Origin of the sequence: Pseudarthrobacter sp. BIM B-2242 (assembly GCF_014764445.1) — a bacterium.
GTDB classification, from domain to species: Bacteria; Actinomycetota; Actinomycetes; order Actinomycetales; family Micrococcaceae; genus Arthrobacter; species Arthrobacter luteus_A.
In genome coordinates, this window is sequence record NZ_CP061721.1 from 4,154,247 (window position 1) to 4,178,979 (window position 24,733).

Sequence of the window (24,733 nt, forward strand, 5' to 3'; positions counted from 1 at the left end):
CGGCCAGGGAAAGGTGAGGTGAATGCAAGGTGACTGGACGGAGGGGAGGCATCCGGCAGCGTGCGTCTAAGCGAGGAACGAGCGAGCACGCCGAGGATGCGCCCCCTCCGTTCCTGGAAGACTCAGCCCTCGGCCTTCCCCTTGCGCCAGTAGCCCATGAACGCGACCTGCTTCCGGTCAATGCCGACGTCGCGTACGAGGTACCGGCGCATGTCCTTGATGACGGCGGCTTCGCCGGCGATCCAGGCGTAGAAGGGCATGGCACCGGCGGGCAGGGCGGGGTTTCGGCTGGCCTCGATCTCGGCCGTCTCCATCCGCGCGGGAGTCTCCCAGAGGATGTCCACGTCCACGTTGACGTCCTCGGGCTCGGGGCCCGCACCGCCGTCGGCCGCTTTGATGCCTACCCAGCCGGGCACCGGCACCGCCCTCTGCACGGCCTGCTGCAGCAGCTCGCCGTGCGGGCGTGAGCGGCCGATGGCCGCGCCGCGGGCAAGCCAGGTGATCTCGATGTCGGCGTCGGTCTTGAGATCCAGGAAGTCACCGGCCTCCGGGACCTCCAGGAAGGCGTGGCCGCTCATATAGGACGGCAGGCTCTCAAGGATGGCGGAGATGGCGGGAACGGCGGTTTCGTCGCCGGCGAGCAGCACCCGCTGGGCCAGGCCCGGACGCCATTCGATGCCGCCGTACGTTTCGGCGGTTTGGCACTGTGCGGCACGGTTGTTGGGTCCGATGACGGTGAGCGCATCACCGGGTTTGGCCGTCTGCGCCCAATTGGCGGCCGGCCCGCCGTGGCCATCGGCGTCGAAGTGCATCACGAAGTCCACGTCGATTTCCGGGTAGACCGCATCCAGGCGTTCGCGGCGAACCGTGTAGGTGCGCATCGAACCGCGGAGGGCGGGGTCCATCGCGAGCCATGCCTGGTACCAGCCGGAGGCATTCATATCGAAGGCGGGCAGCGGGATCTGCTGGCCGGAGCCGTCAAGCGAGGGGATCATCAGTTTGATCCGCAGGTCCTGCGTGTCTCCGGAAACGCCGAAGTCGCGCAGTGAGTAGCCGCCGAAGGTGATGCGTCGGAAGTTGGGGCTGAGCTCCTCCACCGAGGAAACCGTCACTTCAAAAGCGAGGGTCATGGGCTCGGTGTTCATGGTCTTTGCGGCGGCAGTTTCGCGGGTCTTCATGAAACGAGCTCCAGTTCGTTGGCGGTGGTGTGGTGGCGGCCGATGGGAATGATCAGCGGGGTTCCGGACACGGGATCGGGGATGACCCTGGACTCGAGTCCGAAGACGTCCAGGACCAGCTTTTCGGTAACAACTTTTCCGGGGGCGCCGAGGGCCACGATCCCGCCGGCTTTCATGGCGATGACGTGGTCCGCGTAGCGTGCGGCCAGGTTCAGGTCGTGCAGGACGATCGCCACCGTGGTGCCGCGCTTGCGGTTCAGGTCCGTGACCAGGTCCAGGACTTCCACCTGGTGGGCCAGGTCAAGGTACGTGGTGGGTTCGTCCAGCAGCAGGACGTCGGTTTCCTGGGCCAGGGCCATGGCAATCCACACGCGCTGCCGCTGGCCGCCGGAGAGTTCGTCCACGTTGCGGTCAGCGAGTTCCAGCGTTTCGGTGCTTTCGAGCGCTCGGTGCACCGCCGCGTCGTCGTCCGGGCTCCAGCTGCGGAAGAAGCCCTGGTGCGGGTACCGCCCGCGTCCCACGAGGTCACGGACGGTGATGCCGTCCGGCGCGGTGGGGTGCTGCGGGAGGAGGCCAAGAGTGCGGGCCAGTTCCCGGGCCGGGCGGGAGTGGATGTCCTTGCCGTCAAGGGTCACGGCGCCGGCTGCGGGTTTGAGCAGGCGGGACAGGCCGCGGAGCAGCGTGGACTTCCCGCAGGCGTTGGCGCCCACGATCATGGTCACCTTGCCCTCCGGGATCTCCGCGGTGAGCCCTTCCACAACGCAGCGCTGATCGTACTTCAGCGTGAGGTCCTGAGCCTTGAGAACGGCCATGTCAGGCATCCTTTCGGTTGGCCGTGACCAGGAGCCACAGCAGGAAGGGGGCACCCAGGGCGCCGGTAATGACGCCGACGGGCAGCACGGTGCCGTCCAGCAGCAAGGGGGCAACATTGGCCGCGAAGTAGTCGGCCGCGAGGACAATCAGCGCACCGACAAATGCCGACGCCGGGAGGCTGGCTTTCCGGGTGAAGCGCCGGGCTATGGGACCGGAGAGGAAGGCGACGAACGAGACCGGGCCGGCTGCCGCCGTCGCCACCGCTGCAAGCCCGACGGCGGTGATCACCACGGCGAGGCGGGTGAACCCGACACGGATGCCCAGGCCGGCCGCAGCGTCATCGCCCAGTTCCAGGATGCGGAGCGGGCCAGCCAGGGTGATGACCGCAGGGACCAGGACCAAAAGTGCCAGTGCCAGCAGGCCTGCGCGTTCCCAGTTGGCTGAATTAAGGGACCCGTTAAGCCACACAAGTGCGTCGGCTGCCGTGCGGATGTCCGCGCGGGTCATGAGGAAGTTGACCACGGCGTGCAGGGCGGCGGCGATGCCCACACCCGCCAGGATGAGCCTGTTCCCGGCAGCGTTTCCACGGTTGCCGCCGCCTGACCCCAGCGCAGGCCCGCGGGAGATGGCGTAGATGAGGGCGGCAATGCCCAGCGCGCCGCCGAGTGCCGCCCCGGACACGGCCGGACCGGTGGCGCCGAAGACCACGATGGCGGTGACGGCCGCGGCGCTGGCACCGTAACTGATGCCGATCACATCCGGACTGGCCAGGGGGTTGCGGAGCATGGTCTGGAACAGACCGCCGGACAGGCCGAATCCGGCGCCGATCAGGATGCCGATGACCGCACGGGGCAGCTTGTTCTCCATCACGATGAAGCTGGCGCCGGGGATTCTTTCGCCGCCGTTGAGGTGGGCGATCAGGATTGTGAAGAAGTCGGGGATGGTCACGGTGTAGCTGCCGAGCAGGACATAGACGGCAAACATCACGACGACGGCGAAGCCGAGGAGCGCGGTCCGGGTCAGTACGCGGGACGGCAGTTCGCGCCAGTGTTTGCGCGTTGGGTGGCCGTCACGCGGCAGCCCGGCGGGAGCGTTGAGGGTCTTCACAGGCCAACCCCCTTGCCCCGGCGGATCAGCCAGACGAAGACGGGCGCGCCAACCAGTGCCGTCATGATGCCGGCCGGAACTTCGCCCGGAAGCAGGACCACGCGGCCGATGATGTCCGCGCCAAGCAGCAGTGCCGGTGCCAGGACGAGGGAGAACGGCAGGATCCAGCGGTAGTCGGGGCCGGTGAGTGACCGGACCGCATGTGGGATCACCAGGCCGATGAAGCCGATCGGGCCGGCCAGCGCGGTGGCTGAACCGCACAGCAGGACGATGCCCAGGGCGGTCAAGCCTCGTGAGAGGCCCACGCGCTGGCCGAGGCCTCGGGCGATGTCATCACCGAGTGCCAGGCTGTTGAGGATTCGGCCGGTGCAAAGAATGATGAGGGCACCAAGGGCAAGGAATGGCAGGCCCGGAAGGACGACGGCCCAGTCACGGCCTGCTATCCCGCCCACCTGCCAAAAGCGGAAGCGGTCGTAGGTGTCCTGGCTGGAGACGAGAATGACGCTCATCAGCGAATAAAGTCCGGCGTTCAGCGCCGCCCCGGCGAGGGCCAGCTTGACCGGCGTCGCTCCGTCCCGGCCCATCGAGGCGATGAGGTACACCGCAACGGCGGCTGCTGCGGCGCCAATGAAGGCAAACCAGATGTAGCCGCTGAGGGAGGTGACGCCAAAAAGGTAGATGCCGGTAACCACGGCCAGCGCAGCTCCGGCGTTGACGCCCATGATGCCGGGGTCAGCCAGGGGGTTGCGGGCGACGCCCTGCATGGCAGCGCCCGCGAGGCCCAGGGCACCGCCGGCAAGGATCCCGAGGATAGTGCGCGGAATGCGGGCGTGAACCACCGCATGGTCGCCGTTGGCGGGGTCGAACTGGGTGAGGGCCTGCCACACCGTGGCGAGGGAAAGTCCCCGGGCGCCGATGACCAACGAAGCGGCGGTCAGGACAATAAGTACGACGACGGCGGCCAGCAGCCAGGCTGCCTGCCTGCCCCGGGAGCGCGGGCGGGCGGCGTCGGGGTTTCGAGAGGTGAGATCCCGGCGCTTTGGCGACGCCAAAGCGGTGAGACCTCGCCCCTGGGCGGCCGCCGTCGTCGTACTTTCCGTCATGGGACGGTGCTTACTTCACTGCATCCGCTGCGCTGGCAAGCTGCGGCAGGAACGTGTCCAGTGACCACGGCAGGCTCAGCGGCGAGGATGCCGAGATGGACAGCGTCAGGGTGTTGTCCGAATCAGCCACGAGGGCGCCGTCCTTGATGGCCGGGATCTGGCCGAGGAGCGGGTCTGCCTTGATGGAATCGGTGGTGGCGGCATCCGGAACCCAGGTGACGAAAATATCGGAGTCCAGTTCGTTGGCCTTCTCGGCGGACCACGGGATGAAGAATTCCTTGGAACCCTTCGAGTTTTCCTCCACAACGGAAGCGAGCTTCATGCCGATCGCGCTCAGGAAACGGGGGCGGTTGTCGTTGGCGGTGTAGACGTTGACGCCCTCAGCCGATGCTGGCTCGAGGTTTCCGTAGATGAAGCTCTTGCCGGCGATCTGCGGGTACTTGGAGACCTTGTCCTTGATGGTGGCTTCGGTGTCGGAGACCAGTTTGGTGGCCTCCGCATCCTTGCCCAGGGCCTTGCCGATGATGGAGGTGGAGTCCTGCCAGGAGGTTCCGTACGCGACCTCGGGGTGGGCCACCACAGGGGCGATCTCGCTGAGCTTCTTGTAGTCCTCTTCGGTCAGGCCCGAGTAGGCGGCCAGGATGACGTCAGGGGTGAGCTTGGCGATCTCGGTGAAGTTGATGCCGTCCGTCTCGGAGTACTGGACCGGAGCCTTCTCCGTGCCGAAGCCGGCGCCGAGTTCTGTCAGGGCCGCATCCTTCCACGGCGTGGAGCCCTGTTCATTGCCGCCCCATTCGTTCTTGGGGACGCCCACGGGTACAACGCCGAGGGCAATGGCGACGTCGTCATTGACCCAGGAGACGGTGGCTACGCGGGTGGGCTGTTCCTTGATGGTGGTCTCGCCGAAGACGTGCTTGATGGTGACGGGGAACTGGGCGCTGCTTGAGCTGGAGGCGCTGGCGTCAGGGGTGCCGGCCGCGGGCCCGGTGGAGCAGGCAGAGAGCGTGAGCGCCGCGGCGGCCAGGACCGCTGTGGCCTTGCCGGCTGACTTGAACAGCGTACGGCGGGTGGCGCCAGGGCCACGGAAAAGGGGGGAAGTCACGGAACTCCTTAGGTGAATGATGCAATCCTAAGTAAGGGTAGCCTAGCCTGCTCGCTATTACGAAAGCTTTGCGTTGCCTAATTGCTCCTGTGACGCAATAAACACTACCCCGACATTGCTGGCGGGGGGTGAACGGTGGTTCACTGGAAGCGGGTAAACGTGCGTTCACCCCACCCAATCCACGCCTGACCCCTGAAAGCAGTACATGCCGCGCTCCCAAGCCCCCGACTCGCGACGCCGCCCGTCTCCGTCCGCCATCACCGCAGTCCTGGCCCTCAGTGGCACGCTCGTGGCGCTGATGCAGACTCTGGTGGTGCCCCTCCTTCCGGACTTCCCCGGGATCCTGGGCGTCACGGCCGACGACGCCTCCTGGCTGGTGACCGCCACCCTCCTGTCCAGCGCCGTGGCAACGCCGATTGTGTCCCGCAGTGCGGACATGTACGGAAAGCGCAAAATGATGGTGGTGTGCCTCGCCATCATGGTGGCGGGATCCGTCATGGCAGCCGTTGGCGGGGCCTTCGTGTGGCTGATCATCGGCCGGGCACTCCAGGGGTTCTCCTCGGCCTTGATCCCGGTGGGCATCAGCATCATGCGTGATGAACTGCCCAAGGAGAAGATGGGCTCCGCGGTAGCCCTCATGAGCGCCACCCTGGGCATCGGCAGCGCCATGGGCCTGCCGCTGGCAGGAGTTCTGTACGAAAGCCTTGGCTGGGCCTCGATCTTCTGGGTCTCGGCTGGCGCGGGAGTGCTGCTGCTCCTCGCCGTGGTGCTGATCGTTCCGGAATCCAAGGTCCGCACGCGCGGAAGCTTCGACTATGCAGGCGCCCTGGTGCTGTCTGCGGCGCTGGCAGCCCTGCTCCTGGCGATTTCCAAGGGCGGCTCCTGGGGCTGGGGATCCGAGCCCGTCCTGCTGCTGTTCCTGACCGCTGCGATACTTCTGGCCGTCTGGGTCCCGTATGAACTGAAAGTCCGCCAGCCGATGGTTGACTTGCGGACCTCTGCCCGCCGCCCCGTACTGATGACCAACCTGGCCTCGCTGCTGATCGGCTTCGCCATGTTCGCCAACATGCTCCTCACCACCCAGCAGCTCCAGCTTCCCGCCGTCACCGGCTACGGCTTCGAACTGAATGTGATCACCGCCGGGTTGTGCATGGTCCCGTCCGGGCTGGCGATGGTGGTGTTCGCACCGCTGTCCGGACGCATAATCCGGATCTTCGGCGGCAAGACGGCGCTCATGGCAGGGGCGCTGGTGATGATTGTGGGCTATGTGGGCCGCGTCTTCTTCTACGATTCCATCGCCTGGGTCATCATCGGTTCCACCGTGGTGAGCGTGGGCACCGCCATCGCTTACGCGGCGATGCCCACCCTCATCATGGGCGCGGTGCCCATCACCGAGACGGCGTCCGCGAATGGCCTGAACAGCCTGGTCCGTGCCATCGGCACCTCAACATCCAGTGCGGCGATCGCCGCCGTCTTCACCTCGGTCACCATCGCGGTGGGCGATGCCCGGTTCCCGTCCTTCGACGCGTTCCGGGACATTTTCTGGCTGGCGGCCGCGGCTTCGGCAGCATCGATGCTGGCCGCCGTCTTCATCCCCCGCGCCGCCGGTGTCCGCCGCCCGCCGGCAACCGTTGCCGGCGCCGCCGAACTGGTGGTGCAGGGGCGCGTCCTGGCGCCGGATCACCGCCCCCTCACCCCCGCCGTCGTCACCGTTCTCCGGACCGACGGCGATCCGGTGGACTGGAGCCGCGTGGACACGGAGGGCAACTACTCCGTGGCTCTGCCCGGCGCCGGGAAATACCTTATGGTGGCCAATGCGGGCGGGTGGGCCCCCATGGCCGAAGTCTTCGACTTTGACGGCCGCACCCTCACACAGAACTTCATGCTGCGGGAACGCCTGGAGCTCGGCGGCTCCGTTGTAGCCGGCGGCACGCCGGTTGCCGGCGCCATGGTGACGCTCCTGGAAGCCAGCGGCGAGCATCTGGCCACCACCCGGACGGACGACAACGGGATATACGCTTTTCCCCTGCCCCTCGCCGGACGCTACGTCGTGACAATGCTTCACCCCGCAACACTTCAGGCGGTGGCGCGGAAGCTCGCTGTCGACAACCGTTCGGTGACGCTGGACTTCGCCGCTCCGCCCGTGGAGGAAACCTCCGGCGAGCGGGTGGGAGCGTGAGCAGCCCCAGCCACGACGCGATCCTCCAGTCCGCCGGGCGCCTCTTCGGTGAACGCGGATACCGGGCCGTGACCGTCCGGGACATCGCGGCGGACGCCGGTGTTTCCGCCGCCCTGGTCATGAAGCTGTTCCTGTCCAAGGAAAAGCTGTACGCCGCCGTGCAGCCGGACGAGTCGCTGCTCGCCGAGTTGGAGGTCCCGACGCCGGAACTCGGCAGGGCCCTCGTGTTCCGGGTGCTGATGCGCCGGGAACGCGGCGTCCAGGAGCCGTGGGCCATCATTCCGTTCGCCGTACTGGACTCCCCCGACCCCGAAGCCGCCCGGGCTGACATCCGCGAACGCTACGTCACCGCCATCGCCCGGCTGATCGGTGACACAACGCCGGACCGCCGCTACGCCTCGACCGTGACCGCCCTGATGACGGGCTTCGGCGAGACCGTCCGCACCCTGAACCTCTTCGCCAGCTGGGACTTTGATGACCTGGTGGCGCACTATGGGGAAATTGTCCAGACCCAGATCGATGCCTGCACCACCCCCACGGCCCCTGCCCCCACCTCCAACCCCTGAAACGCTATCTCACTTAATGCGCTTAAAACACCGACGCTCTCTCAGTTAATGTGGGAAATTCCCCTCTACGTCAGGCTGGTTGTGAGTCAGCCAATGATTGATGAGGAGCAGGAGCAGACATGACTGTTGGTGCGCGAGGTATTAGCCGCGATGAGATTCGGGAGTTGGTGCATCAGTATTACGTGCAGCCGTACGGGACGAGGAAGGAATGGCTTGCCTCCCAGCCAGTGACTGAGTGGACGTTCCGGCGCTGGCGGAGGATGGTGCAAGAGGGTGACCTCGACCGGAATCTGATTCCACGAGAGCATGGGAACATGGCCCGCACGAATGGCGAGTGGTCCGCGTTTGAGAAAGCGCGCGCCAAAGAGATCGCTGAACACCAGTCCGAAGTCGAACAGCTCAAGGGCCGTATTCGTGATCTTGAAGGCACGAATACAGCCTTGGGAAAAGCTATCGGGCTCTTGCACGAGTTGAGCGTGCCAGAGCCCGATACGGCCCGGACGAAAGATCCGAAAGGTTCATCGAAGCCGAGAACATCCTCGTCCGGCAACTGACAACGCTCACCGGCTCGCAACGGCAAGCCCTCGAGTTCGCCGGCGTATCCCGCTCGACCTGGCACTACCGGCAGAATCCCCGCGCAGGGGTCCAGGACCCGCTCGGACAGTCTGAACGCGCTTACCAGTCACGTGTCAGCGCCAATGACCGCGACCGGATCTGCGAATACATCCTGGTGGGCTGGGCCAACCAGGTCTCCGTTGATCATTCCTACGCGGCTGCCTGGGACGCGGGGGTGATGCTCGCTTCCCGCCGCACATGGTGGCGGGTCGCGGCGCAGATCGAGGACCAGATGCTGCGCCCCGCGATCCCGACCAGGACAGGGAAGAACCGGCCCCCGCGGGAGAAGCCCGTGGTGATGGCCACGGGCCCGGGGCAGGTCTGGTCCTGGGACATCACCGATCTGTATTCACCCTGGCGGGGACGGTCGTTCAAGGCCTACTCGGTCCTTGATATCTACTCCCGCCGCATGGTGGCCTGGCGGGTCGAGGAACGGGAGGCGGACCATCTCGCTGTGGAGATGTTCGAAACCGCGATCGCCCGGTATGGCGCACCGCGCATAGTTCACGCCGACTCGGGGCCGGCGATGCGATCAAACCTGCTCCGCGAAGCTCTCACCGGCCACGGCGTGGAGCTCTCCCACAACCGGCCCTACGTCTCGAACGACAACCCCTTCTCCGAGTCCGGGTTCCGGACCATGAAGTACAGGCCCGGCTACCCCCGTGTGTTCAAAGAAGTCGAGGCCGCCCGGGCCTACCTTGCCGACTACGTGCCCTGGTATAACACCCAACACAAACACTCGGGCATCGCACTGTTCTCGCCCGCCGAAGTCCATGACGGCTCATGGAAGGAAGTTTGGAAAACCCGGGACCAGGCACTACAGCGCTACTACAACAAACACCCCGAACGATTCCACCAGCGCCCAACGACACCAGCCCCAGCCAGCCATGCCGGAATCAACCTCCCGACAACAAAAACACCCACACAACAAACCCAATGACTCCACACAGCTTGACAACCTGCGTTCCCCAGCGCTCTCTCACTTTCTTTAGGAAAGTGAGAGAGCGTCGGTCAAAAACCCGCATTAAGTGAGAGAGCGTCCGGGGGTGGGGTCAGCGGTAGGTGAAGCTCATCAGAATAGCCTTCAGGGTTTTGCCGTCAGCTCCCCAGTACCAGTCCTTCGCCGCATCATCACTTGCGAACGGCGGACCGTCGAACAGCACGTCGGCAGTCAGGACGCGGTTGCCGAGCATAATGAGCCCGTTCTGCACCTGACCGTCCGGCGAGACCGGCAATCCTGCTGTAAGACCCATTCGATACTGTGCAGCGCCACCGCTGCGATCAACAAAGAACGACGAATGGGGCGTTGGAACAGCATGGCCCCGCAGGCCCAGGACCGGGTCCGTCTCGAGCACGGTCCGGGCGCCGGAGCCGGCTACCACGTCGGCAATCTCGCCGGTATAGACGGTGATCCGCATCCGGCCGGCGGGGTCGTAGACCGTGGCAGTCCCCACGAAGGGCGAGGCGGATGCCTCGAAGAGCTCCACCCGCCAGTCCTTCGGGTGCTGGAAGGAAAGCCGGCCGTCCGGAAAGGTGTAGGTCGCCAGGCTGTCACCAGGGACAGCCGGCTGTGGCGTGCCGGCCGCGGGAGAGGGGCTCGGAGATGCCGGGGCCGATGCCTCGGGGACCGGGGAATCAGGGCTTTCCGACGAGACGTTGGCCGCGCAGCCTGCGAGGGTGAGGGCTGCGACGGCGGTGAGCGCCATGTAGGTGGTGGCGCGGCGTGCTGGGCGCATTTGTCATGCCTTTCAAGGGAAGGCCGCCAACCTCATCAGGCGTCAGATGCAGGACCCAGCGTTCCGCATGTACCCGGAAAGAGGATGAAGGCGAGTGTTTGATGCCGACAAGCATGGCACCAGGACAACGCCCTCCAACAGCATCCGGACAATATATCCATCGATTTGTTATAACCGCGGTCCGCTGATAACGGCTAGCGCAAAATAATGTCCACGGGGTTCGCCTCGGACCGCCATTCCCCCTCGCTGCCGGGGCGGGGCCGGACTACCGGTGCCGTCAGGACCCCGGACCGGTTGGTGCGCTTGTCGCGGAGGATTTCGGTGACCGAGCCCAGGTGCCGGGACAGGTCGATCACGTTTTCCGGGGCTGCCAGCAGCAGCTGGAACCCGAACTCGTGCAGCGCCTTAATCCCCGCGCCGGCGAATTCCTCGGACGCCAACACGAATGCCTCGTCCATCATCACCGTGCCGTACGTGGTGAACCCCTGCTCAGCGATCCCCAGCTGGTAGCTCAGTGCCGCCGCCATGATGAACGCGGTGAAGCGCTGACGCTCGCCGCCGGACATGGAGCCGGTATCGGCGTGCATGTAGACGTCGGTGCGCTTGCCGGCTTCCCGGTGCTCCTTGCACTGGATAAACAGGTGGCCGCGGACGTCCAGCACCTCGGCACGCCAGCGGCGGTCCTCGGGCGTGGGCGATCCCAGCCGTTTCACCAGCGTTTCCAGGGTCTTGTAGCGCGCGGTCAGTTCGGCGTCGTCGTCCCCGCCGGAGTCCGCAGCACCGCGGGCGGGCCGCGTGTGCCGGGCCTTCAAAGCATTCTGGATGGCGTCCTTGAACTGCTTCGCCGTGGCGGGCAGCGTCTGTTTGATGTCGAGTTCAAGGAAGCTGCCCTCGTGGAAGTTGACCTCGGACAGGATGCCGTTGAGCGGAAGGATGCGGCTGGTGATCGAGCGCCGCTCCTCGTCCAGCAGGTGCAGCAGGGTGCTGAACGATTCGTGCGTCCGCTGGTTGAAGAATTGCCGGAACTCGGTCTCCTGTGCGGGCAGGCCGTCGCTGACAATCGCGTGGTAGCGGGCTTCGAACTCGCCGGCCGCGCCGATGGACGTGCCGTGGTCCGCCGAGATCGCCGAGCCCCATTCACGAACGAAGCCCTCGAAGATCCGGGTCAGGCGCTCCGACGTGGCCTGCCCGCGCGTTTCGGCGGTGTGCAGCTCCCCCAGCAGGGCGGTCCGGACGCGGTTGGCCAGGTTGTCCAGCTCATGCATCTCGCTGACGTCGCCGAAGTCCGTAAAGTACGGCGCCAGCGCGGTGATGGTAGCGTCCGACGGCGGCGCCTGCTCCAGGCGGGCGCGCGCACCTTCCAGCAGTGAATCGGCTGTGGTCAGCTGCCGGTCGAGTGCCTTGTATTCGCTCTGCAGGACTGCCGCGGCCTCGGTGCTGGCCTGGTGTTTCTGCCGCGCCGTTTCGATGTTGGCGCGCAGCGGCTCCAGGTCTGCCTGGGCCGCCAGGGCGTCCTTGAGCCGCTGTTCAATCCGGCTGAGTTCCTCCGTTGCCACGGCAGCTGACACCTGCTCCCAGGGCCGGTGGTCCTCGGCGATGCGCCGAAGCGCGTCCAACTGCCGGCTCATGCCCTGGTGCGACTCTTCGCGGCTCTGGGCCAGTTCGGCCGCTTTCGCCAGCTCCTGCTGCAGGTCCTCCACCTGGGCGGCCACGAGTTCCAGCTTGGCGGCGTTGTCGAACCCCAGCACGTAGTCCTGGCGGCTGCTGAACCGGTCGTCCTTCTCCACGGTGTGGCGGTTCCGCTTGACCACACCGCCCAGGCTCAGGCCCTTGTCCAGCTTCGCCAGCTCGTCGGGGTCCTCCACGCACGGATATGCGAAGTCGAGGGCGATCCGCTCACGGATCCATTCCCCGGCGTCGGCCACCGCGCCGCTGGCGAGGATGTCCAGCTTGGTCAGCAGGTCGCCGTCGCGCACGTCCTCCACGGCCAGCGCGCCGCCGGCAAGCGGCTTGGAGACGTCCACGGCGCGCAGGGCACCGCGCACCCTGTTCTCATTCAGGTACCGGGTCACTGCGGCGAAGTGCTCGCCGGGCACCAGGAGGGTGGTGGCCAGGTTGCGGAGGGCCCGCTCAGCGGCAGGCCGCCATTGTTCCTCCCCCTCGGCGAGGTCCATCAGCTCGCCGCCGAACGGCATCCGGTCCTCGGGCACCCCGGTGGCTGCCGCGATGGCGGCACGGTTTTCAATGCTCGACGGCGGCAGCAGGGACTTGCGCGTCTGCAGCGAGACCAGCTCCTGCTGTGCCGCCGCCAGCTCGCGTTTCTTCGTGGCATGGCCGTCGAAGGCTTCGAAGCGGAGTTCCTGCAGGGCCTGGGAGTCATCCTTGAGCTCGGCTGATCTCGCAGCGGCCTGCTCGTGCGCCTGCTCCCAGCCCTCGGCGGTCCACTCAAGCTGCAGCCCGGCGTCGGACAGGGCCTTGCGGGCTGCCTCCTCCACCTGTTCGCGCAGCCGCAGGCCAACTTTGGCGTTCTCCAGCGACTGCTCGATCGCGGAGATCGCGTTGCCGCCCTGGTTGTTGTAGTCGGTTTCGAGCTCACGCAGGTCCTTGGCCAGCCCGTCGCGCACCAGGCGCTCCGCGCCGAGTTCCCTGGCCTTGGCCTGGGCCAGTTCTTTGAACCGCACGAGGGTTTTCTGGTGCACCGTGACCGCGAGCTGCTGCTTGTAGGCCTCGAATTCCTCGCCGGCCAGCTCCCGCAGCCGGTTCGCGTCCAGCAGCGACTGTGCGTACTCCTTGTTGAGGCCGGGCACGGGGGCCAGCTGGTCCCGCTGCTGCCGCACATCCTCCAGGCGCTGCCGGATGGACATGAGGTTACTGAATTCCTCCACCACATCGTCCGCCGCCGCAAGGGTGGCCGGGGCGTCCAGCACCTGGTCCAGGAAGAACGTATTGACGCTGCCGCCCAAGCCCTTGCCGGCCTGGATCACGCGGAGCAGCGGCAGGGCCTGGTCCGAGCTGATGCCCAGCAGCCGGCGGAAGCGCTCGGCGAAGGCTTTATGGACGTCGAAAATCTGGGCATCCGGGAAGACGGCCTCCAGCGCTGCCTTGGTGAAGCGCTTGTCCGCGATGTCCTCGATGGCGGGCAGGTCCAGCGGCTTGCTGTCGATCAGGTAGAAGCGCCCGACACTGGACTCCGTCCCGTTCTTCGGCACATCGAACAGTGCCGACACGGTCACGCGCGTGCCCGCGGCGTTATCGAACGTCAGCGCGACGGCGGACCACGTGGCCCCAGGGCGCTGGAAGGCACTGGCCGAGCCTTCGCCCACGGCCTTGTCGCCCACCTTGCCGCGCATGTAGGTAAAGGTGGTCCTCTTGTCCTCCACGGCCCCGCCCGAGCGCTGTGCCGCGGCCTCGTTGGAGCGCGGCCGGGCATCGAACACCCGCAGCATGGCATCAAACAGCGTGGACTTTCCCACGCCCGAGTTGCCCGTCAGCAGCGTTCCGTTGCGGTCCACATGCATCGTGTGCGCCCCGTGGAACGTGCCCCAGTTGACCACCTGCACCAACACCAGGCGCATCTGGCCGGGGTTCGTCACGTCGCCCATCGGCAACATGGATGCGATGCTCACTTGTTGTTCTCCGTTGTTGTGGCTGGGTTCGCGTCGGCGGGGGCGGCATCGGCGTCGTCGTCCTCGGCACCCGTGTCGTTGTCGAGGTCCAGCAGCGGTTCGGTGCCTGTGGGATCTGTTGTGGCTGCCACCAGGGCTTCGATCTGGGCCGGGATGTCGCCGATGTTTTCGAAGGGGAGGGCCAGTGGGAGGGCGTTGGAGATGGTGTAGACGTCCTCCAGGCCGGTGGTGAGGAGGAGTTGGCGGGCCAGGAGCTTGGTGATGGCGCGGGTGACAACATCTGAATCGCGCAGGGCGTCCTGCTGGCCGGCCGGCTGGTAGTGGGCCACAAGGTCTGCGATTTCTTCGCGGGTGATGGTGGGATCGGTCTGGGCCGTGACGTGGCGGTCCAGCAGGAGGCGCAGGCGGAGCAGCACGATGGTTTCGACCCGGCTCAGCGCACGCTGCTGGCGCAGGATGCTCGACCGCGTGCTGCCGCCGATGGCCTCGGGGTCGACCGGGCGCAGGACTGCGATTTTGCGTTCGTGATCAAGCTGCAGCGACAGGAAGACCTCGGACAGGCGGCTGCGCAGGATGAGCTGGTTGTCCAGCAGCGTGGTCCACAGCTTTTCGTCCCGGCCACCATCGACGTACGGGCCCTTCAGGAGCTTCACCAGTGCCTGCCGCACCTTCATCGACAGCACGCCGGTGTCACCGGGGAACAGCGCCGCGCCGTCCACAAAGGTGTCACGCGGGGAGAGTGCTGCCCCAACAGGTCGCTCAGCGCCCGATGCCGCCCCCGCCCCTTCGCCGCACCGCTGATCTTCGATCAGCTCAGCGCGCGGCTCCGACAGGCCCGATGCCACTCCCTGGGCGGCATCGGGCGCCGAGCTCGTATCGTTCGTTGCTTCAGTCATCATGAATCCTTTGTGAGCGTGACCACGGGCAGGTACGCCTTGCGGGTGGTGCCGTCTATCTGTTCGAAGTCCAGGCCGTCCCAGGCTCCGCGGTCGAAGGCTGCGCCTTCGTGCAGTGCATGGGACAGGAGGGCGCGGATGGAGTTGATGTGCTGCTCCCCGGCCGGCAGCTGCTCCCAGGCTTCGGCCAGGGTGGACGCGCCGGCAACGGCGGCGCTTATGGCGGCGGGGCTCGCCTTCCGCGTTCTCGGCGAGCGCACGCGGTCCGAGTCGCTGAAGGCGATGGGGTCTGCGAGCCTGGGCGGGACGGCGAACTCGTCGGGGTCGTAGAGCTTGACCATGGCCAGGGATTCGAACCCGGCGTTGAACAGCGCCGGGCCGCGGACCAGGCCGGGCCGTTCGCGCTCGTAGGGCAGCGACCTGATTGCCTGTTCGGCCTCGCGGAGGACCTTCCGGAGCCGGACGGACTGGCGGAAGTCGTCGCTCTGGACGTAGGTGTTCAGGCTTTCGCTGAGCTTGCCGTAGATGCGCTGGATCTGACCGTGCTGGTGGCGGAGTTCCGCTACGAGGTTCTTCAGGGTCTCGCGGTCCTCGGGTGAGAGGTCATCGGCGAACTGCCTGCTCAATACCTCGCCGATCGCGGACCGGAACCGCATTTGCTGCTGCGGATCCTCCAGAAATGCGGTGAAGGAGCGGAAGGTCCTGCCTTCGGGACTCTGCCGGAGCCGCTTGTCCGCCTCCAGCACCTGGGCCATGGTGGCACCCTTGCTGAGCGACTCCTCGATGATCTGGTTGCGCAGGGCGCCCACCAGTTCCTCGATGCGGTCGCGCATCTTTTTGTAATCGGCGGGCAGGCTCGCGGCCAGGTCAAGAATGTTGCCCGCGGCCTCCACGGCCTCATCGTCGTCCAGCAGGCCATCGAAGTCGCCCGAGCTGATGTCCTGGATGAGCTGCTGCCGCTCCTCGATCTCTTCGCCGAGGGATTCCAGCCGGGCGCTCTGGTCCGGGTTGGTCTCGTTGGCCAGCTTCTCCACGTCGCCCAGCAGCGTGCCCAGCCGGGAACCGTTCAGCGTGGACCGCTCGCTGGACAGGCTGTCCAGGAACGCGAGCACGCGGGCGGCGGGTTCGGTGACCTCGTAGACGATCTGCCCCGACTGGTTGCGCCGGGTCAGGAAGTTCTTGCGGGTCCACTCGTCCGCGTAGTTTCGGCCCGAAGACGTGCCAGGTGCGGCTCCGCCCGGCCCGGGCTCCTGGCGCCGCAGCTGCTCAAGGAAGGAGTCGACGTCGGCGTGGAACTCCTCGAGCGGAAGCTGCGGACGGGTGCGGGTAAAGGATGCCTGCAGCACCGCGATGACCCAGGGCGCGGAGCGCGTGAGCGCCCAGGCGGGTCCTTTGGTGAGGAGTTCGAGGTCCCGGAGCCGGGCGCTGATCACGTCAGCGGATGACCTGGCGGAGCGGGGCACGCACTCTCCTTCAACTGGCGGGGGATGGGTTGGGCAGGAAAACTGCCAACTACAAGGTTAACGCAGACGCCCTGCACCCCTAACAGTGAGCGTTCCGCGACCGCGCCGTGACCTACCTGCGGGTAGCATTTCGATCCCGTATCAACCCGGGTTCCGCGCGGCCTGTGTCTGGTTTGGGACGTCCGGGACCCCCTACGCTCAGTCCTACTGATTCAACCGAGGCAACGGCGCAGCAGGGGGAACAATGCAGTTCGACTTAAGTTCAGTGGAAACGGCCACCATGGTCTTTATGGGAACACTGGTGTTTGCAGTGGCCCTGACGGCCTTCGTCCTGGTGGCGGGTTTCCTGGCCCTCATCCTGGTGGGGCTGGGCAAGCTGGCCTGGGTTGCTGTCTCCACGTCGCTGGTGGCCACGGTGCACGGCATCAACCTGGGCTGGGAACGGCTGGTCCGCAAGGCCGCCACGGTTGAGCTTCCCGGGGAGTTTCAGGGGCAGCCTTCCCCTAGCACCGGAAGCTACCCGCGGGTAATGTTGGGAGACAGCTAAAGGGTTCTCCAACCCGGCGGATCCATGGCTTGAGCCGGCCATCCCGGGCAGAGGAGATACCCCATGAGCTCCGCCACTGACAGTCCCGCAACCAAGGCAGCAGTTACCGACGTCCCTCCCAAGGATGCTCCGGCCAGTGACGTTCCCGTGGCCGCGGACAACCTCGGCCCGGAAGCCACTGCAGAGGATGCCCGCGCGCTGGCCGAGGCCTCCCGCGAGACCGGCTGGGACCGGCCCAGCTTTGCCAAGGGGCTCTACCTCGGAAACTTTGACTTGGGCCTGGTCCACCCGTGGCCCAAGGCGAAGGCCGAAGACGTGGAGCGCGGCGAAGCCTTTCTGGAGCGGCTGACCGAATACGCCCGCACCATGTCCGGCCGGAGGATCGAACGCGACGCCAAGATCCCGGACGAATACCTCCGGGGCCTTGCAGACCTGGGCGCCTTTGGCATGAAAATCCCCCGGGAGTACGGCGGCCTGGGCCTGTCGCTGGTGTACTACGGCCGGGCGTTGGCGCTCCTGGGCAGTGTCCACCCCAGCCTGGGTGCACTGCTGTCCGCCCACCAGTCGATCGGTGTCCCCGAGCCGGTGAAGGAGTTCGGCACCCCGGAGCAGAAGCGGGAATACCTGCCGCGGTGCGCAGCGGGAGCCATCACCGCCTACCTGCTGACGGAACCGGACGTGGGCAGCGATCCGGCCCGGATGGGCAGCACGGCAGTGCCAACGGACGATGGCGGGGCCTACATTCTGGACGGCGTGAAACTGTGGACCACCAACGGGGTGATCGCCGAACTGGTGGTGGTGATGGCGGTAGTCCCCGCGCACACCGATGCCCAGGGCACTGAGCACAAGGGCGGCATCAGCGCTTTTGTGGTCGAGATGGATTCCCCCGGCATCACTGTGGAGAACCGCAACGCCTTTATGGGGCTCCGCGGCATTGAAAACGGCGTGACCCGGTTCCATCAGGTGCGCGTGCCTGCAGCAAACAGGCTGGGGCGTGAAGGCCAGGGGCTGAAGATAGCCCTGTCCACATTGAACACCGGGCGGCTTTCCATTCCGGCGCTGTGCGTTGCTTCCGGACGCTGGAGCCTGAAGATTGCCCGCGAGTGGTCAAGTGCCCGCGTTCAGTGGGGCCAGCCGGTGGGCATGCACGAGGCCGTCAGCAAGAAGATCGCGTTCATTGCGGCTACGGCCTTCGCCCTCGACGCCGTCTTCGAACTGTCTGCCGAAATGGCCGATGCGGGGCAGAAGGACGTGCGGATCGAAGCCGCGCTGGCCAAGCTGTGGTCCACGGAGATCAGCTACCGCATCGCGGATGAACTGGTGCAGATCCGCGGCGGCCGCGGCTTCGAAACAGCGGACTCGTTGGAAGCCCGGGGCGAGCGGGCCGTCGCGGCTGAGCAGCAGCTTCGCGATCTCCGGATCAACCGGATCTTCGAGGGATCCTCGGAGATCATGAAACTGCTCATCGCGCGCGAGGCGGTGGATGCCCACCTCGCCGCGGCCGGCGACCTCGCCTCCGTCACGGCGAGCCTGCAGGACAAGGCGAAGGCCGCCGTCGGTGCGTCAGGTTTTTATGCCAAGTGGCTGCCAAAGCTGGTGGCCGGCGCCGGTATGGATCCGCGCTCCTACGGGGAGTTCGGGCGGCTGGCCAAGCAACTGCGGTTTGTGGAGCGGTCCTCGCGCCGGCTTGCCCGCCAGACCTTCTACGGAATGGGCCGCTGGCAGGCCAACCTGGCGTACAAGCAGGCGTTCCTGGGCCGGGTGGTGGACATCGGTGCCGAACTGTTTGCCATGGCGGCATGCTGCTCACGCGCTGAGATGATCCTGCACACGGCGCCGGAGAATGCGGCGAGCGCCTACGAACTGGCGGAGGCGTTTTGCGAGCAGGCCCGGGTCCGCGTGGACGAGTACTTCGACCAGCTCTGGCGCAACACGGACGACGGCGACCAGGGGCTCACGCGCAAGGTCCTGGCCGGGGATTACACCTGGCTTGAGGCCGGCGTGCTGGACCAGTCGGAGGGCACCGGGCCGTGGATCGCGGATGCGACGCCGGGCGCGTCCACCAAGGAAAACCTGCACCGGGACTATCGCTAGCGAATAGTAAGCATCCTTGTTATCGCCGGGCAGCAGTGGTTGAGTTGACCTATGAGCAACCACATGGAACCAGGGGACGGTCTTCCGCGGCGCGCCCGCAATGACAATCTGCGGAGCGAAACTGCCCGTGATGCGTCCTTCGCAGGTGGTGAGCCAACGCGTGCTCTCGATCAGACCAACCCGCCCAGGGTTGAGCAGTCCACCGTGGAGCAGCCGTACGGGGCGCGGGCCACCGGGGATCAGGAGCCAAGCGCGGAGCGGTCCTACCGGGCTGAGCCGTACGCAGCCGAGCCGGCAGGGGCCGCACCGGTAATCGACCCCCGGCTGACCGACCCGCGCCTGACCGACCGCCAGACCGCCGTCGCCCGCGAGAAGGAACAGTTCGGCGGCGTCAAGGTTGGCTCTGCCTTCTTTGGCTGGCTGGCCGCCACCGGGATGGCTGTCCTGCTGACGGCCTTCGTGGCCGCGGCGGGCACTGCGGTGGGGCTGGCCAACAACACGGATGTCAATGAGGCCGTCAACCAGATGGCCACCAACGGCACCGTGGGCGTGGCGGGCATCGTCATCCTGCTGGTGATCCTCTTCGTCTCCTACTATTCAGGCGGCTACGTGGCCGGCCGGATGGCCCGGTTCAACGGTGCCAAGCAGGGCATGATGGTGTGGGTCTGGGCCCTGATCGCCGCTGTTGTGGTGGCGCTGCTGGGCCTTCTTGCCGGGCAGCAGTTCAACGTCCTGGCCAACCTCAACAGCTTTCCGCGGATCCCCGTCAACGAGGGCGAACTGACAGTAACCAGCATCATCGCCGCAGTAGTGGTGGCCGCGGTTGCCCTCGTGGGAGCGGTGCTCGGCGGCCTGGCGGGCATGCACTTCCACCGCAAGGTGGACAAAGCCGGGTTCACCCCGGACGAAACGTACAGCGAGGCCTAGGCGGGCAGAACGGCGTCCACGTAGTACCAGCGCCGGTTTTCGCGCACAAAACGGCTGGTTTCGTGGTGGACGCCGCGTTCGGCGTCGTGCCGGAAATGCGCCTTGAACTCCACCGTGCCTTCCGTATCCAGCGGTCCGCCGCGGTGCGTGGCGAGAATATCCAGCCGCCGCCATTCCATGGCCGGGTCCAGTTCCAGGTCCGCCGGCACCGTGTCCGGATGCCATGTTTTCCTGAGGTAACCGGCGTCCAGCAGGACAAACGCGCTGTAGCGGGAGCGCATGAGCTGTTCTGCCGTGGCGGCGTCGGCACCGCCGCTGTGAAAGCGTCCGCAGCAGTCCGTGTATGCCTCGCCGGAAAGGCAAAAGCAGTTGCCGGCCGTGCCTGGGTTCTCGGGCAATGGTGCTCCTTCGGCAGTGGTCCGGGCCGCATCGCGGCGGCGTGGTGGTCTCTTCCGACTATAGGCCGAAGGGCCCTTCGTCATATCCGGTAACAGCTTTGAAACAACCTCTGAATCACCCTGCAGGCGGCGGCGCGGCCAAAAATTAGTCCGTAAGGTAGTAGGGGGTTTTGGTGCCCGTGGTGAGTGCCGGGACGGACTCCGCCGGTGGCAGATTGGAGAGATGACGTGGGAGATTCAACGACGATCGCTCTCAACCTGACGTTTTTCGGCACACTGGGGCTGGCGTTCCTGATGTTCCTGGGCCTGTTCCTGCTGGTGGTGGCCACTTTGGTCCTGGCCGGTGTCGGGCGCCTGATGGTCCTGACCGTCCTGGCCCTGTTTGGCCGCCTCCCCAAGCACGAATCCCTCCCGCTGGTCCGCCTTACCGGAGAACAGGGCACGCCGTCACACGACGACGACGCTGCCCCCTCCTCCGCCAAACCGCCGCGCGCCGGGGTGCTCCGCGCCCGCGCCCTCCGCGCAAAAGCCGCTGCCCTCCGGGCCAAAGCTGCTGCCCTCCGGGCCAAAGCTGCTGCCCTCCGGGCTAGGACCCGCGCGGCCCCGGCCAAAGCCCGTGCCCGGTGCAGGGCAGCATTCTCGATGGCGGCTGCCTGGTGCAGTGCCATGACCGCCGCGCTCCTTGCGCCCCGGGACTGGCGTCAGGCTGCGCGGAACGGCCGCGACCTCCTGAAACCATCCGAGTTCCGCCCCCGGCTGCAGGAGGCCGTGGAGCATCACCCCCTGCTCACCGCCGCCCGCCGTGAGCAGCCCGTGCTCGCCGAGGACTGGGCGGCCGCCGTCGCCGAAGCCGACGCCCGGGCCATGGCCCGCGCGCGAGCCTCCGCCCCGGAGATCAAAGTGTCTGTCCGCGAGCTTCCCGCCCCGTCCGTCCCCGCGGCAAAGGTGGAGGCCGTGGCACCTTTGGTGGAGTCGGCTCTGCATAGGGACATTCCCGAGCGCGTCAGTCCTGGACGCGACGGCCGCGGCGCGGCCCGGTCCTTCACGAAGCCACCGGCCGCCGCGCCCATGTCACTGCTGGACACCGGCTCCCTGGTGTCGCTCTCCGGCCATGCGACGGCCCTCAAAGCCAAGCTGCCCGCGGACACCTGAGCCCGGCCGGCCTGAAGGAAACGTTTACAGGGCGAGGAAACGTTCACAAAACGTCACGGCGCAGGGCCGCGTTACGTCCCGCTACGAAAAGCGAACTACTAAGGCGCGAATCGTTTTCCGCTCCATCGAATTTGTGTAGCGTCATGACGATCCACAGCAATCCGCATGGAAAATCAATCGTCAGGAGCCGGGGATGAGCCTCAGCGAACTTCGGGTGTTCGGCCGCTCGGGCACACCCATCAGCCCGCTCACGCTGGGCACCATGAACTTCGGCGAAGGCCCCGGCGGTGCTTCGGGCGGCGGCCTGACTAGCGCTGCTCCTACCGGGGCGGACGAAAGTATCCGCATCATCCAGTCGGCACTGGACGCCGGCATCACCGCCGTGGACACCGCCGACGTCTACTCGCAGGGCGAATCCGAACAGGTGGTGGGCCGGGCGCTCCGCGGCCGCCGTGACGACGTCTTCCTGGCCACCAAATTTCACGGGCAGATGAGCCCCAACCCGGCCCACTCCGGCAACTCCCGGCGCTGGATCATGCAGGCCGTTGAAGGCAGCCTCCGCCGCCTGCAGACCGACCGGATCGATCTCTATCAGGCGCACCGGCCGGACTACAACACGGATGTCCTTGAGACCATCACCGCCCTGAACGACCTCATCAGGCAGGGCAAGATCCTCTATTACGGCACGTCCGTGTTCACCCCCGCTCAGCTGGTGGAGGCCCAGTGGCTTGCCACCACAAACCACCTGATCCCGCCCGTGGCCAACCAGGTTCCCTACTCCATGCTGGTCCGCGGCAACGAACGCGACGTCCTTCCCATCGCGCAGCAGTACGGCCTTGGCGTGCTCGCCTACGGTCCGCTGGCCGGGGGCTGGCTGTCCGGCGAGTTTGTCCTGGACGCCGGACAGCCGCCCACCCGCGTTCATTCGCTGCCGGGACGCTACGACATCTCCGGGCCCAGCAGCGAACGGAAGCTCCTGGCCGCGGATTCGCTGGCCCGGCTGGCCGACAAGCTGGAGATCTCCCTGGTGGACCTCTCCATCGGGTTCGCCCTGAACCACCCCGCAGTGAGCAGCGTGATCATCGGCCCGCGCACCGAAGCCCATCTCCAGGCCTACCTCAAGGCCGCCGACACCCTGCTGAGTGAGCCCGTGCTGGATGCAATCGACGAGCTGGTCCCGCCGGGGACCAACTTCGTGGAACGTGATGCGGGCGCCGTGGTGCCGTCCCTTGAGTACGCGGAGCTCCGCCGCCGCTGACCGCGGTACCCGGCGCACCGTCGTCGTAGGTTCCCCAAGCCGCACCCCGCCAAGCCCTTACCCTGAGCAACCAACTCCGTTAGCGTGGAAACCATGGAATTCAGATACCTCGGAAACAGCGGCTTCAAAGTCTCGGAAATCACGTTCGGCAACTGGCTGACCCACGGCTCCCAGGTGGAGAACGACGTCGCCACCCAGTGCGTCCGGGCAGCGCTCGACGCCGGCATCAGCACCTTTGACACGGCGGACGTCTACGCCAACACGGCCGCGGAAACCGTCCTCGGCGAGGCGCTGAAGGGCGAGCGCCGCGAATCGCTGGAGATCTTCACCAAGGTCTTCGGCCCCACCGGCCCCAAAGGCAAGAACGATCTGGGCCTGTCCCGCAAGCACATCATGGAGTCCATCAACGGCTCGCTGCGCCGGCTCCAGACTGACTATGTGGACCTCTACCAGGCCCACCGCTACGACTTTGAAACACCGCTGGAAGAGACCATGCAGGCGTTCGCGGACATCGTCCGGCAGGGCAAGGCCCTGTACATCGGTGTCAGCGAATGGACGGCTGAGCAGCTCCGCGAAGGCCATGCTCTGTCCAGGGAACTGGGCTTCCAGCTGATCTCCAACCAGCCGCAGTACTCCATGCTGTGGCGGGTCATCGAAGCTGAGGTTGTGCCGGCATCGGAAGAGCTGGGCGTCTCGCAGATCGTCTGGTCTCCCATGGCGCAGGGGGTCCTGAGTGGAAAGTACCTGCCCGGCCAGCCTGCGCCTGAAGGCAGCCGCGCCACCGATGACAAGGGCGGCGCCAAAATGATCGAACGCTGGATGCGCGATGACGTCCTCACCGGCGTCCAGGCGCTCAAGCCCATCGCCGAGGAGGCCGGACTCTCGATGCCGCAGCTTGCGGTGGCCTGGGTCCTGCAGAACCCGAACGTGGCCTCTGCCATCGTGGGCGCGTCCCGCCCGGAGCAGATCGCCGACAGCGTCGCTGCGGCAGGGGTGACCCTCGAGCCCGAGGTGCTGAAGAAGATCGACGACGCCATCGGCTCGCTCGCGGAGCGCGATCCGGCGAAGACCACGTCCCCCGCTACCCGCGAAAGGTAAGGGGATCCCTTGACGTCTGTTCCGACCCTGCCCGATCTGGCGGTCACCGGGTCCACCGGCGGCCTGGGCGGGATGGTGGCCCGGCAACTCGCCGACGCCGGCACCGCCCAGCGCCTGCTGGTCCGCGACGCCGGCCGCGCCCCTGAGCTCGAGGGTGCGGTCCCGCTGGTGTTCAGCTATGCGGACAGCGCCCTGGCCGGCCAGGTCCTGGAGGGAGCCAAGGTCCTGTTTATGGTGTCAGCGGCCGAGGCCGAGGACCGGCTGGAGCAGCACTACAGTTTCATCGATGCCGCGGCCGGCGCCGGAGTGCAGCACGTGGTGTACACGTCGTTCTACGGCGCGGCCCCGGACGCCACGTTCACCCTGGCCAGGGACCACTACGCCACCGAGGCGAGGATCCGGGCATCCGGGATGGACTTCACGTTCCTCCGGGACAACTTCTACCTGGACTTCCTGCCGCTCCTGGCCGGGCAGGACGGCGTGATCCGCGGGCCGGCCGGGGACGGCCTGGTCTCGGCAGTCTCCCGCGAGGACGTCGCCCGGTCAGCGGTAACCATTCTGCGGGATCCTGCACTCCATGTGGGCACCACCTACAACCTGACCGGGCCCGAGGAGATTTCACTGGGCACCGCGGCGGAAGTCCTCACGGCCCACACCGGGCGGACCGTCACGTATCACCCGGAAACCGTTGAGGAAGCGTACGCCTCCCGCGCGTCCTACGGGGCACCGCCCTGGCAGGTGGACGCGTGGGTGAGCACGTACACGGCCATTGCCGCCGGCGAGCTTGCCGGACTGTCACCGGACGTTCGCGCGCTCACCGGCCGGGACCCGCTGAGCCTGGCGGAGTTCCTGGCGCAGCCGCAGCTGTAGCCGGC

21 protein-coding genes are annotated in these 24,733 nt (G+C 66.6%); 11 read left to right on the plus strand and 10 right to left on the minus strand.

Translation table 11 applies throughout. The features are described from left to right. Nucleotides 1-122 precede the first annotated feature (122 nt). The 5 genes from IDT60_RS19160 to IDT60_RS19180 form a co-directional block, all read right to left on the minus strand. A complete protein-coding gene (locus IDT60_RS19160; protein ID WP_191080261.1) occupies nucleotides 123-1,178 on the minus strand; it encodes a siderophore-interacting protein in 1,056 nt (351 codons plus the stop codon). Beyond that, nucleotides 1,175-1,990: an ABC transporter ATP-binding protein gene (locus tag IDT60_RS19165; RefSeq protein WP_191080262.1), complete on the minus strand. Its 816-nt coding sequence runs from the start codon at nucleotides 1,988-1,990 to the stop codon at nucleotides 1,175-1,177. The genes IDT60_RS19160 and IDT60_RS19165 overlap by 4 nt, the downstream gene beginning before the upstream one ends. A gap of 1 nt (nucleotide 1,991) precedes the next feature. Beyond that, entirely contained in the window at nucleotides 1,992-2,975 is a 984-nt protein-coding gene (locus IDT60_RS19170) for an iron chelate uptake ABC transporter family permease subunit (protein ID WP_191082029.1), read from the minus strand. Nucleotides 2,976-3,094: 119 nt separating this feature from the next. Further along, entirely contained in the window at nucleotides 3,095-4,201 is a 1,107-nt protein-coding gene (locus IDT60_RS19175) for an iron ABC transporter permease (protein ID WP_191080263.1), read from the minus strand. Between the two features lie 10 nt (nucleotides 4,202-4,211). Continuing rightward, the gene (locus tag IDT60_RS19180) at nucleotides 4,212-5,303 is read right to left on the minus strand and encodes an iron-siderophore ABC transporter substrate-binding protein (protein ID WP_191080264.1); all 1,092 of its coding nucleotides are present in this window, start codon (nucleotides 5,301-5,303) and stop codon (nucleotides 4,212-4,214) included. A 205-nt stretch (nucleotides 5,304-5,508) separates the two neighbouring features. Between IDT60_RS19180 and IDT60_RS19185 the strand changes: the two genes are divergently transcribed. The 4 genes from IDT60_RS19185 to IDT60_RS19200 all read left to right on the plus strand — a co-directional run bounded on the left by IDT60_RS19185 (nucleotide 5,509) and on the right by IDT60_RS19200 (nucleotide 9,603). Then, entirely contained in the window at nucleotides 5,509-7,482 is a 1,974-nt protein-coding gene (locus IDT60_RS19185) for an MFS transporter (protein WP_191080265.1), read from the plus strand. Then, nucleotides 7,479-8,048, plus strand: coding sequence for a TetR/AcrR family transcriptional regulator (locus IDT60_RS19190; protein ID WP_191080266.1), 570 nt, complete (start codon nucleotides 7,479-7,481; stop codon nucleotides 8,046-8,048). The genes IDT60_RS19185 and IDT60_RS19190 overlap by 4 nt, the downstream gene beginning before the upstream one ends. 119 nt (nucleotides 8,049-8,167) lie before the next feature. Next, entirely contained in the window at nucleotides 8,168-8,602 is a 435-nt protein-coding gene (locus IDT60_RS19195) for a hypothetical protein (protein WP_191080267.1), read from the plus strand. A gap of 176 nt (nucleotides 8,603-8,778) precedes the next feature. Next, entirely contained in the window at nucleotides 8,779-9,603 is an 825-nt protein-coding gene (locus IDT60_RS19200; RefSeq protein ID WP_191080268.1) for a DDE-type integrase/transposase/recombinase, read from the plus strand. A 112-nt stretch (nucleotides 9,604-9,715) separates the two neighbouring features. Here the strand turns inward: IDT60_RS19200 and IDT60_RS19205 are convergent, their stop codons facing one another. From IDT60_RS19205 to IDT60_RS19220, 4 genes are all read right to left on the minus strand, one after another. Beyond that, nucleotides 9,716-10,399: a hypothetical protein gene (locus tag IDT60_RS19205; RefSeq protein WP_191080269.1), complete on the minus strand. Its 684-nt coding sequence runs from the start codon at nucleotides 10,397-10,399 to the stop codon at nucleotides 9,716-9,718. 194 nt (nucleotides 10,400-10,593) lie between these two features. Continuing rightward, complete coding sequence (locus tag IDT60_RS19210; protein WP_191080270.1) at nucleotides 10,594-14,025, minus strand: ATP-binding protein; 3,432 nt, start codon at nucleotides 14,023-14,025, stop codon at nucleotides 10,594-10,596. Then, nucleotides 14,022-14,921, minus strand: coding sequence for a DUF4194 domain-containing protein (locus IDT60_RS19215; protein ID WP_191080271.1), 900 nt, complete (start codon nucleotides 14,919-14,921; stop codon nucleotides 14,022-14,024). The genes IDT60_RS19210 and IDT60_RS19215 overlap by 4 nt, the downstream gene beginning before the upstream one ends. Continuing rightward, on the minus strand, nucleotides 14,921-16,384 hold the full coding sequence (locus IDT60_RS19220) for a DUF3375 family protein (protein WP_191080272.1): 1,464 nt from the start codon (nucleotides 16,382-16,384) through the stop codon (nucleotides 14,921-14,923). The genes IDT60_RS19215 and IDT60_RS19220 overlap by 1 nt, the downstream gene beginning before the upstream one ends. 244 nt (nucleotides 16,385-16,628) lie before the next feature. Between IDT60_RS19220 and IDT60_RS19225 the strand changes: the two genes are divergently transcribed. The 3 genes from IDT60_RS19225 to IDT60_RS19235 all read left to right on the plus strand — a co-directional run bounded on the left by IDT60_RS19225 (nucleotide 16,629) and on the right by IDT60_RS19235 (nucleotide 19,952). Beyond that, nucleotides 16,629-16,931, plus strand: a complete 303-nt coding sequence (locus tag IDT60_RS19225; RefSeq protein ID WP_191080273.1) for a hypothetical protein — start codon at nucleotides 16,629-16,631, stop codon at nucleotides 16,929-16,931. A 63-nt stretch (nucleotides 16,932-16,994) separates the two neighbouring features. Further along, nucleotides 16,995-19,025: an acyl-CoA dehydrogenase family protein gene (locus IDT60_RS19230; protein ID WP_191080274.1), complete on the plus strand. Its 2,031-nt coding sequence runs from the start codon at nucleotides 16,995-16,997 to the stop codon at nucleotides 19,023-19,025. A gap of 51 nt (nucleotides 19,026-19,076) precedes the next feature. Beyond that, nucleotides 19,077-19,952, plus strand: coding sequence for a TIGR04086 family membrane protein (locus tag IDT60_RS19235; protein WP_191080275.1), 876 nt, complete (start codon nucleotides 19,077-19,079; stop codon nucleotides 19,950-19,952). On the opposite strand, the gene IDT60_RS19240 is transcribed toward IDT60_RS19235, so the two are convergent. Next, nucleotides 19,949-20,350, minus strand: a complete 402-nt coding sequence (locus tag IDT60_RS19240; protein WP_223883812.1) for a YchJ family protein — start codon at nucleotides 20,348-20,350, stop codon at nucleotides 19,949-19,951. The genes IDT60_RS19235 and IDT60_RS19240 overlap by 4 nt on opposite strands. 228 nt (nucleotides 20,351-20,578) lie before the next feature. Between IDT60_RS19240 and IDT60_RS19245 the strand changes: the two genes are divergently transcribed. From IDT60_RS19245 to IDT60_RS19260, 4 genes are all read left to right on the plus strand, one after another. Further along, nucleotides 20,579-21,502, plus strand: coding sequence for a hypothetical protein (locus IDT60_RS19245; protein ID WP_191080276.1), 924 nt, complete (start codon nucleotides 20,579-20,581; stop codon nucleotides 21,500-21,502). Between the two features lie 193 nt (nucleotides 21,503-21,695). Continuing rightward, nucleotides 21,696-22,760: an aldo/keto reductase gene (locus IDT60_RS19250; RefSeq protein WP_191080277.1), complete on the plus strand. Its 1,065-nt coding sequence runs from the start codon at nucleotides 21,696-21,698 to the stop codon at nucleotides 22,758-22,760. Between the two features lie 93 nt (nucleotides 22,761-22,853). Further along, a complete protein-coding gene (locus tag IDT60_RS19255; RefSeq protein WP_164204119.1) occupies nucleotides 22,854-23,858 on the plus strand; it encodes an aldo/keto reductase family protein in 1,005 nt (334 codons plus the stop codon). A 9-nt stretch (nucleotides 23,859-23,867) separates the two neighbouring features. Then, entirely contained in the window at nucleotides 23,868-24,728 is an 861-nt protein-coding gene (locus IDT60_RS19260) for an SDR family oxidoreductase (RefSeq protein ID WP_191080278.1), read from the plus strand. The last annotated feature ends 5 nt before the right edge of the window (nucleotides 24,729-24,733 follow it).

What these genes read in the sequence shown, in the direction of transcription:
- IDT60_RS19170 (WP_191082029.1), bottom strand. Translation starts at nt 2,975, where the DNA reads ATGTTTGCCGTCTATGTCCTGCTCGGCAGCTACACCGTGACCATCCCC.
- IDT60_RS19255 (WP_164204119.1), top strand. Translation starts at nt 22,854, where the DNA reads ATGGAATTCAGATACCTCGGAAACAGCGGCTTCAAAGTCTCGGAAATC.
- IDT60_RS19235 (WP_191080275.1), top strand. Translation starts at nt 19,077, where the DNA reads ATGAGCAACCACATGGAACCAGGGGACGGTCTTCCGCGGCGCGCCCGC.
- IDT60_RS19215 (WP_191080271.1), bottom strand. Translation starts at nt 14,921, where the DNA reads ATGACTGAAGCAACGAACGATACGAGCTCGGCGCCCGATGCCGCCCAG.
- IDT60_RS19175 (WP_191080263.1), bottom strand. Translation starts at nt 4,201, where the DNA reads ATGACGGAAAGTACGACGACGGCGGCCGCCCAGGGGCGAGGTCTCACC.
- IDT60_RS19195 (WP_191080267.1), top strand. Translation starts at nt 8,168, where the DNA reads ATGACTGTTGGTGCGCGAGGTATTAGCCGCGATGAGATTCGGGAGTTG.
- IDT60_RS19185 (WP_191080265.1), top strand. Translation starts at nt 5,509, where the DNA reads ATGCCGCGCTCCCAAGCCCCCGACTCGCGACGCCGCCCGTCTCCGTCC.
- IDT60_RS19160 (WP_191080261.1), bottom strand. Translation starts at nt 1,178, where the DNA reads ATGAAGACCCGCGAAACTGCCGCCGCAAAGACCATGAACACCGAGCCC.
- IDT60_RS19205 (WP_191080269.1), bottom strand. Translation starts at nt 10,399, where the DNA reads ATGCGCCCAGCACGCCGCGCCACCACCTACATGGCGCTCACCGCCGTC.
- IDT60_RS19225 (WP_191080273.1), top strand. Translation starts at nt 16,629, where the DNA reads ATGCAGTTCGACTTAAGTTCAGTGGAAACGGCCACCATGGTCTTTATG.
- IDT60_RS19250 (WP_191080277.1), top strand. Translation starts at nt 21,696, where the DNA reads ATGAGCCTCAGCGAACTTCGGGTGTTCGGCCGCTCGGGCACACCCATC.
- IDT60_RS19165 (WP_191080262.1), bottom strand. Translation starts at nt 1,990, where the DNA reads ATGGCCGTTCTCAAGGCTCAGGACCTCACGCTGAAGTACGATCAGCGC.
- IDT60_RS19230 (WP_191080274.1), top strand. Translation starts at nt 16,995, where the DNA reads ATGAGCTCCGCCACTGACAGTCCCGCAACCAAGGCAGCAGTTACCGAC.